Genomic DNA, 8,382 nt, shown 5'->3' with positions numbered 1-8,382 from the left:
CGACGGGGCTTCTCCGGGGGTTCGTCCGAGTCACGCGGAGGCACCGAAGTCGACTTGTCGTCAGTGGACTTGACCAGCTCGTCGACCGGCACGTCCATGATCGTTATCGTCGAATCGGTCGTCACGTCGGTGGTCGAGTCGGTCGTGGTGGACGTCGTCGCGACGAGGGGTGTCCCAGTGCCCACGGTGACCACGGGCTGCGGAACGTCGGAGGACTCCTCGGGTTTGGGGGCACCGCCGCGCAGCCGCTGCGGCAGCCCGAGGCCTCTGCGGAGACGGTCCGCGAGCGAGGTCGCCTCCGCACGTGTCCCGCCCGCGGCCAGAACGTCGGCGACCTGGCGCACGGCACCGCGATACGACTCAATCGCGTGGCGCGAGTCCGCGAGCACGGGGTGCAGTTCCAGGGGCAGCACGAGCGCGGTGGCGGTGTCCCACGACTGGCGTGCGGTGTCCGGAGTCGACCCGGGCGTGCTCAGCTCGAAGTCCGTGAACGCGTCGTCCCACAGGCGCCTGCTGGCCGTGGCGGCGGCGGTGTCGAGGTGTCCGGACCACGGACCGGGTTGCAGCATCAGCGCCTTGGCCTGCTGCAAGGGCGTGAGTCCGGTCTCCAGCAGGGACAGTTCGCCGCTCCCCATGACCGCCTGGGTCTGCTGCTCGACGGTGAGGGCTGCTCCGGTGGAGGACAGGGCGGCTACGTCCACGTCGACATCGTTGGTCGGGAGGCCGCCGGCGGAGAAGTCGTGGGGCAGGTCGTCCTCGGTCAACTGCGAGGCGATCCAGTGCCGTTGAGCGTCGGAGCGGTTCACCACGGGGACGACGGCGGAAGACTGCACCGACGGGTCGGAACCGAGATCGAAGGCGGCGTCGGCGTGGGAACGCGGCACCTCGCCCAGTTCGCGCAGCCGCGTCTCCGTCCGCGAGAGGTCCGCCTGTGCCTGCCGCACCCGGTCGTCCGCGTCGTGCAGCGCGGTGACGTCCCGGCTCGCTCCCTCACCGGCCTCGACCCGCACGCGGAGCCGTTCGGCGGTGTCGACCGCGTGCTGCAACGACCGTACGGCGTCGGAATGGGCGTCGTGGGCGGCGCCGACGAGCGGGGCGGGGTGGGCAACGGCGTCTGGCTCTGTGGTGTCCGTTGTCGGTGGAGCCACGGCCTTTCCCTTGCCGGTGCCCGTGTCGTTGCTCGAACTCCCGTGGACAGGACCGCCGTTGTGGGTGGCCGCAGGAGGAACGGTGGTCCCGACGCCGGGCGTCACGGGAGCCGATGTCACCACGGGCGGCGGCAACTCCGTGGCGGGCGGGTCGACAACGGGGTCCTGGTGCAGGGTCGGGGGCGGGTCGACCCGAGTTGTTCCGACCGGCTCCGCCTCGGGGGCGTTCAAGTCGTGCGTCTGCGGCGGGGGTTCGGTGCCGATGTCGTTTCCGCTGCTGCCGTGCGTCACGACGGGCGGCACTGAAGTGACACTGCCGCCGCTGACGGTCGGGACGGCCGGCGGGGTGGGTTGCACGGAAGTCCCAACCACTGGCGGAACAACCGGCGTTGAAGCCTTGATCGATGTGTCGGCGTCCGTGTCGGTATGGATGTCGGTGTCCGTGTCGGTGTCGGTGTGGATGCCGGTGTCCGCGCCCTGGCCCCTATTCGGATCCACGTCCACGGGCGTGTTCGGACCGCTTTCCGTACCGGACTTGGTGCCGCCACTCTTACCCGAGCCGGGGTTCTGACCACCGGTGCCGGTGTCTCCGTTGCCGGTGTCGGAGACCGCCGTGGAGATCGTCGGCGGGTTCCCCAAGTTCTTCAGCCAGTCTGCGCTGTTGGTGACCGCGTGTTCGGCCCCCGCCTCGAACCGCTCGCTCAGGCCCGCCCCGACGAACGTCTGCCAACTCGGCGTGAAGTCACCGAAGAACGCGCCCATCACGAGGGACTCGGCCAGCGTCTCCGAAGCGCCGTCCGCGACGAACTCACCGCTCTGGTCGAGCACCTTGGCGGAGAAGCTCTCGTTGCCGTGGGGTGTCGGCGTCGGCGTCACATGCGGGGTGACCGTGGGGGTCGTCTTGGGGACATGGGTCCCGGGTCCCGGCGTAGGACCGGGCTTCGGCTTGTTGGTCAGGTTCAGGTCGGTGTCGTTCAGCTTCGGAGGCTTCGCCCCGCCCACGTTGATGTCGTCGAACTTCTTCCCCAGGTCACCGATGTTCTTGACGTTGTTCGTGAGGTTCTTCATCGTCTTGGTGAGGATCGGCGCGAGGAACCCCGCCACGGCGCCGAACGCGGCGCTGAGACCGATGTCGCCCCAGTCGATCGACTTCGGCCGCTGCCCCTTGGGGGCGCCCACCATCATGGCCAACCGGACCGCGAGCGTCATGAAGGCCTCCTCGACGGCCTCCAGGAAGCTGGGCAACAGATGCGTGCGGCGCGAGAGTTCGAGCAGGACCTCCAGGATGAACACGCGACTGCGGGCACGTGCCACCGCCGCCTCACTGGCGCTGGCGCCGCCGGTGAAGAAGGACATCACCGCGAGGATCGCGAGCTCGATGAACAGGCGAATCAGTTCCGCGACGATGTTCCACTTCGCCTCGCGGATCTGCATGGCGATGTTGACCTGGTTCTTGGTCACGTTGTCCAGATCGGCCTCGAACTTGTCGAGATAGGGCAGGACTTCGTTGATCGCCCCGATGAACTGGTCGGCGGTTCCCTTGGGGAGGCCCTCCCCCACAGTCAATACCGCTTGTTTCGCCCGTGCCTTGAGCGCGCCGACGTGCTGGTGGAGCTGGTCGAACGACCGGCTGGTGTCGTAGGCGTGGTCCTCGTTGGCCTCCAGGAACTTTTCCCCGATGAGGATGAAGAACAGCCAGTTGAGCTTGGGCGAGACGACGATGGCCACGTTACGGTCGGCTCCCGGTCCGCCCCTGTTGTTCGTGGATGGCGTCGATGATCCCGCCCTGGTTGCTGCGGATCGAGCGGAGGTTGTCGAGCGTGCCGTCGCCCACGGCCGAGATGCCGGCGGCGATGGCGTCGATGGTGGCGAGGACGGAGTCGCGGGTCTGGACGAACTCCTTCCGGAGCTGCTTCCCGTAACTGTCGTCGCCGGTCCAGCTGACGTCGGCCAGGGCGGCATGGGCCGACGCGCCGACGTCGTCGGCGTAGCTGCCGAGGTCCTTGATGACCCGGGTGCCACCCATGATGGCCTCGGGGCTCGATGTGTAGGACGGGCCGGTCATCGGGTGCCTCCGTCCTCTTCGTCGTCGGCGATCTCGTCGTGCAGCCGGGTGCGTGCGGCGGACCTGCTGGAGTTGCTCCGGGCAGGCGCGGACGGGCCCACGAAACGGGCCCAGTCGATGTCGAGTGCGGCGAGTTCGGGCACCTGCGGGCCGGGGGCGTCCAGCGGCCGGAAGCGGTGGGCCGCCTCGCGCCGTGCCTGCGCGCGGCCCGCTTCGACCGCCTCGATGATCGCCGCGCCCAGTTCCGCGCTCGACATCTCACGGAACTTGCCGCCCAGGAACCGCAGGTCGCTCAGTTCGCCCCGGGGTCCGACGGTGACCTCGACGGAGCCGTCCTTGGAGACCGTGGGCGAGGATAAGTCACCCATCTCGGCTTCCGCGCGTGCCACCTCCCGCTCCGTCGCCGCCAGTTCGGCTCTGGCCTGTGCGAGACGTCGCTCCAACTGCTCCGCGTAACCGTCCGGGCCGGACTCGGGCTCCTGGGTCATGCGGTCTCCATCTTCCTCGTACTCCACTCACCGGAGGTGACCACGGCGGGGACCGACGCGAACGCCGGGCCGCCCGTACCGGCGGGGGCCCGCGTCGACAGCACGGACACATACCGGTGGCGGTCACGTCGGCGCGCACCGGAGGTCCCGTCCGTACGCACCCCGGGGCCCGCTTCACTCGCCCTGAGACAGGGCGCGCGCGGCTCGGGCCCGCAGACCTCCGATCATGGCCGGGCTGGTTGACGTCCGCCCCAACGGCACATGACCGACAATGGATGGAGATCCGCATCAGGATTAACTTCCCCTGCACGAGGGCGACTTGAAGGAGCGACGCGACCGGGGCGCGAGAGACCCGGAGACGGCCCGACCGTGCGGGGACGAGAGCCCCGCTGTTCCTTGGGCGGGGTCCCCGTCCCTCACAGATCCACGCGTACTCCCCTGCCCCGTTCGAGCGCCACGTCATAGGCCACCCGGACCGCCGCGACGTCGAGGGCGGCGTGGCCGGTGGACTTGAAGACGGTGAGGGCGTCCGTGTCACCGCCCCGGCCCGGATGGCCACCGTCGAGGACGGACCCGAGGAGGGTCACCGGCCGACCGGGGGCGAGGTCCTGGAACTCATGGGCGCCCGCCGGTGGTGGCGAGGACGCCGCGCCGGTCCACTCGGCGAACAGGACCGCGTCCCGGACGGTGCCGGGGTCCAGTTCGGGCCCCTGGGAGCCGCCGACCGACGAGACGTGGACGCCGGGAGCGAGCCACTCGCGTCGGACGACGGGCGCGGTGGCGCCGGTGCAGCAGAACACCACCTCGGCCTCGCGCACCGCCTCCTCGACACCGGCGGCGACCCGCGCCCCGGGATACCGCGCGGCCGCCGCGCCGGCCCGTACCGGATCGCGGCCGGCCACCGTCACCTCGGCCTCCGGCAACACCATCGCGAGCAGCGCGAGTTGGGCGCGGCCCTGGGCACCCGTCCCCACCACCGCCACCCGGCCGAGACCGGGGCGGACGGCCAGGGCCAGCGCGCTCCGGGTGGCGACCGCCGCCGTGCGGACCTCGGTCAGCGATTCGCCGTCCACGAGCGCGAGCGCCCGCCCGTCGTGTTCGTCGAACAGGGCCACCAGCCCCCGGTGGAAACCGCGTCCGGGGTGCCGCGGATCGGCGGTCACGGTCACCAGCTTCGCGGCCAGCCCGAGCCCGGGGACGTACCCCGGCATCGCGCCCAGCAGACCGGTCGGGGTCAGGGCGGCGATCCGCGGCGGGACGGAGACCTCGTCGCGGGCGATGGAGACCAGGGCCCGGCCCACCGCGTCGAGGACGGCCTCGGGCCGCAGCGCGGCGGCCGTCTGCCGACGGTCCAGCACCAGCAGACCGCTCACCGGCCGGCCTCCGCCGGGCCGGCGGTCAGGGCCGTCCCCAACTCGTCCACCGCCGCGCGCAACTCCCGCTCCACCAGGGCCAGTTCCGGCCCGTCGAACTCGGCGTCCGGTCCTACGACCGTCAGTGCGCACACCGGAGCGCCGGGGTCGGGCACCACCGCCCGGCTGACGGAGGCCACCAGCTTGTCGTTACGACCGCGCTCCACGGCGACACCGGTCCGCTCCACCTCGGCCAACTCCCGTGCCACCTCTACGGCGTTCTCGCCAAGCCCGACCAACCACCTTGTCCTGGCGTCCGGTTCGAGCGCGGCGACCAGGGCCAGCGGTCCGGCGAACCGCCCCACCGGCAGCAGTTCGCCCCGCAAGTGGCTGATCATGGCGAGCCGTTCGGGCCTGACCACGTCGATCACCCTTGTCCCGCCCTCCTCCAGCACTTGGAGGTTGACCATCATCGAGGTCGCGGCGGACAGCCGTTCCAGCACCGGACGGGCCAGCGCGGTCAGCGAGTTGCCCGCGGCCGAGGCGGACATCCGGAGCACGGCGGCGCCGGGCAGATAGCGGTCGCCGGCCCGCAGCACCCAGCCCCGCCGGACCAGGTCCAGCAGGATCCGGTAGGCGGTGGCGCGGTGCAGGCCCACCTCGGCGGCCAGCTCGGTCAGCCGCACCGGGTGCGGTGCGCGCGAGACGGCCTCGACCAGGTCGAGCGCCTTGTCCACGGCCGACCTGGGCGGTGCCGGAGTACGGGGTGCGACGGGCATGGCGGCGGTTCATCCCTCTCGTCCGCGGTGCGGCCACGGAGTACAGTATCCGCGTTTTCATCACACGATACGGTTGTTACATACAGCGTAACAACATGACGGCTTACGACCTCTCGTCCTGAAGGTGACCATGACCGATCTGCCCCCGGGTGCCCCGACCCCCTGGGCCGCACCGCCCGCCGGAACCGTGACGGTCTACCGCGGCGCCACCCTCTTCGACGGCACCGGCGACCGCCCCCGTGCGGACACCACGATCGTCACGGACGGCGCCCGGATCCACACCGTCGTCGGCGACGGCGACCCGTTGCCCCCGTTCGCGGCCGACGCGCCCCGCGTCCAGCTCGACGGCAGGTTCGTGATCCCTGGGCTAATCGACACCCACCAGCACCTGGCCACCCCGCCCGACCGGCCCGTGGCCGAGGCGGTGCTCCGGCGCCTGGTGCACAGCGGGGTCACCGCCGTCCGTGACATGGCCGACGACCTGCGGCAGATCGGCGACCTCGCCCGGGCCACCCTGGTCGGCGAGATCCCCGGCCCCGACATCCGCTACGCGGCACTCATGGCCGGCCCCTCCTTCTTCGACGACCCGCGCACCCACGAGGTCTCCCGGGGCGCGACGCCCGGCGCCGTCCCCTGGATGCAGGCCGTCACCTCCGACACCGACCTCACCATCGCAGTCGCCCTGGCCCGTGGCACCCACGCCGCCGCGATCAAGGTCTACGCCGACCTGGACGCCCCGACCGTCGCCGCGATCACCGCCGAGGCGCACCGCCAGGGCATCACCGTATGGGCACACGCCACCGTCTTCCCGACCTCACCCGGCGAGGTCGTCGCCGCGGGCGTGGACAGCGTCTCCCACGTCACCCTGCTGGCCTTCGAGAACCCCACCGAGCCGCTGAGCAGCTACAAGACCAAACCCCCGGTCGACTACGACCGTTTCGCCACGGGCGACGACCCTCAACTGGCCGCGCTCTTCGCCGAGATGCGCCGCCGCGGCACCGTCCTCGACGCGACCGCGTCCATGTGGACCAGCGACGAACTCCGGGGAGACACCGCCGAGTCCGCCGAACGGGCCCGCCGCAACACCGAGTTGGCCGCCGCGGTCACCGCCCAGGCACACCGCGCCGGAGTCGGCGTCTGCACCGGCACGGACTTCGAGACCGACCCCGCCGACGCGTTCCCCGCCCTCTACGGCGAACTCGCCTTCCTCGTCGACCGTTGCGGCCTGTCCGCCGCCGACGTCCTGCGCTCGGCGACCCTGGTCGGCGCCAGGGCCGCCGGCACCGAGGCGGACATGGGCAGCGTCGAGGCCGGCAAGCTCGCGAACTTCGCCGTGCTGGACGAGGACCCGCTCCGGGACATCGCCCACCTGCGCACCATCACCCTCACCGTGAAACGCGGCCGCCGCTTCGACCGCGCCGACTTCGAGAAGGACGCCAAGTGACCGCCGTCGCCCACCCGATGATCGTCAACGCGCTGGGGCAGCTCGACAACCCCAACACCCCCGCCGCCCGAGCCGCCGCCACCCAGCTCAACCCCGACAGCGCCCAACTCGCCGTCGACGCACGGGCGATCGCCGAGGCCCGCGCCTCCGGTCTGACCGCCGTCAACATCACCCTCGGCTACACCATGGGCGACCTGCCGCCGTACGAGCACACGCTGGAGGAGATAGCGGTCTGGGACGGGATCCTCGACGCACACCCGGCCGACCTGCTCAAGGTCCGTACGGCCGACGACATCCGGCGCGCCCACCGCGAGCGGCGGATCGGTGTCGTCTACGGCTTCCAGAACGCCGTCGCCGTCGGCGAGGACCCCGCGCTCGTCGACAGCCGCGTCGCCGGGTTCGCGGAGGCCGGTGTACGGGTCGTCCAGCTCACCTACAACCAGGCCAACCACCTCGGCGACGGCTCCATGGCCACCGCCAACCGGGGCCTGACCCCGTTCGGCCGCCAGGTCGTCGAGGCCCTCAACGACCACCACCTGATGGTCGACCTCTCGCACAGCGGGGAGAACACCTGCCTGGACGCGGCCCGGCACTCCCGGCAGCCCGTGTCGATCAACCACACCGGCTGCCGTGCGCTGGCCGACCTCCCGCGCAACAAGACGGACGAGGAACTCCGCCTGGTCGCCGACCGGGGCGGGTTCGTCGGCATCTACTTCATGCCCTTCCTCAGCCCGACCGGCCATGCCACCGCCGCCGACGTCGTCGACCACATCGTGCACGCGGTCGACGTCTGCGGCGAGGACCATGTCGGCATCGGCACCGACGGCAGCGTCACCGCCGTGGACGACCTCGACGCCTACCGCGTGAGTCTCGCCGAACACGTCGCCGCCCGCCGGGCGGCCGGCGTCGGCGCGGCGGGCGAACGGGCCGACACCTACCCCTTCGTCGTGGACCTGCGCGGAGTGGACCAGTTCCGCGACCTGATCCGCCTCCTGGAGAAGCGCGGCTACCACTCCGGGCGTATCGAGAAGATCCTCGGCCGCAACTTCCTCGACTACGCCGACCGCGTCTGGACGTCCTGAGGATCCGCGTCCCGTACCGCCTCT

Annotated in this window: 7 protein-coding genes; 2 read left to right on the top strand and 5 right to left on the bottom strand. The window is 71.3% G+C overall.

The window, feature by feature from the left end:
* The 5 genes from JHN63_RS39375 to JHN63_RS39355 form a co-directional block, all read right to left on the bottom strand.
* Positions 1 to 2,876: hypothetical protein (locus JHN63_RS39375; RefSeq protein WP_200689908.1), on the bottom strand; the 2,876-nt coding region annotated here is incomplete at its 3' end.
* Between the two features lies 1 nt (position 2,877).
* On the bottom strand, positions 2,878 to 3,213 hold the full coding sequence (locus JHN63_RS39370; protein ID WP_200689907.1) for a hypothetical protein: 336 nt from the start codon (positions 3,211 to 3,213) through the stop codon (positions 2,878 to 2,880).
* Positions 3,210 to 3,701 carry a YbaB/EbfC family nucleoid-associated protein gene (locus JHN63_RS39365; protein ID WP_200689906.1) on the bottom strand — a complete coding sequence of 164 codons (492 nt, stop codon included), beginning with the start codon at positions 3,699 to 3,701 and terminating at the stop codon, positions 3,210 to 3,212. Before JHN63_RS39365 ends, JHN63_RS39370 begins: the two co-directional genes overlap by 4 nt.
* Before the next feature lie 416 nt (positions 3,702 to 4,117).
* Positions 4,118 to 5,074 carry an ornithine cyclodeaminase family protein gene (locus JHN63_RS39360; RefSeq protein ID WP_200689905.1) on the bottom strand — a complete coding sequence of 319 codons (957 nt, stop codon included), beginning with the start codon at positions 5,072 to 5,074 and terminating at the stop codon, positions 4,118 to 4,120.
* Entirely contained in the window at positions 5,071 to 5,832 is a 762-nt protein-coding gene (locus JHN63_RS39355; RefSeq protein WP_200689904.1) for an IclR family transcriptional regulator, read from the bottom strand. The genes JHN63_RS39360 and JHN63_RS39355 overlap by 4 nt, the downstream gene beginning before the upstream one ends.
* Positions 5,833 to 5,962: 130 nt before the next feature.
* Between JHN63_RS39355 and JHN63_RS39350 the strand changes: the two genes are divergently transcribed.
* Positions 5,963 to 7,276: an amidohydrolase family protein gene (locus JHN63_RS39350; RefSeq protein WP_200689903.1), complete on the top strand. Its 1,314-nt coding sequence runs from the start codon at positions 5,963 to 5,965 to the stop codon at positions 7,274 to 7,276.
* Positions 7,273 to 8,358 carry a dipeptidase gene (locus JHN63_RS39345; protein ID WP_200689902.1) on the top strand — a complete coding sequence of 362 codons (1,086 nt, stop codon included), beginning with the start codon at positions 7,273 to 7,275 and terminating at the stop codon, positions 8,356 to 8,358. Before JHN63_RS39350 ends, JHN63_RS39345 begins: the two co-directional genes overlap by 4 nt.
* Positions 8,359 to 8,382 lie beyond the last annotated feature (24 nt).

It is taken from the genome of Streptomyces sp. MBT65 (assembly GCF_016612545.1).
Taxonomy (GTDB): domain Bacteria; phylum Actinomycetota; class Actinomycetes; order Streptomycetales; family Streptomycetaceae; genus Streptomyces.
The sequence above is the reverse complement of the archived record's forward strand: the minus strand, read 5'-3'. Positions and strand labels throughout refer to the sequence as shown.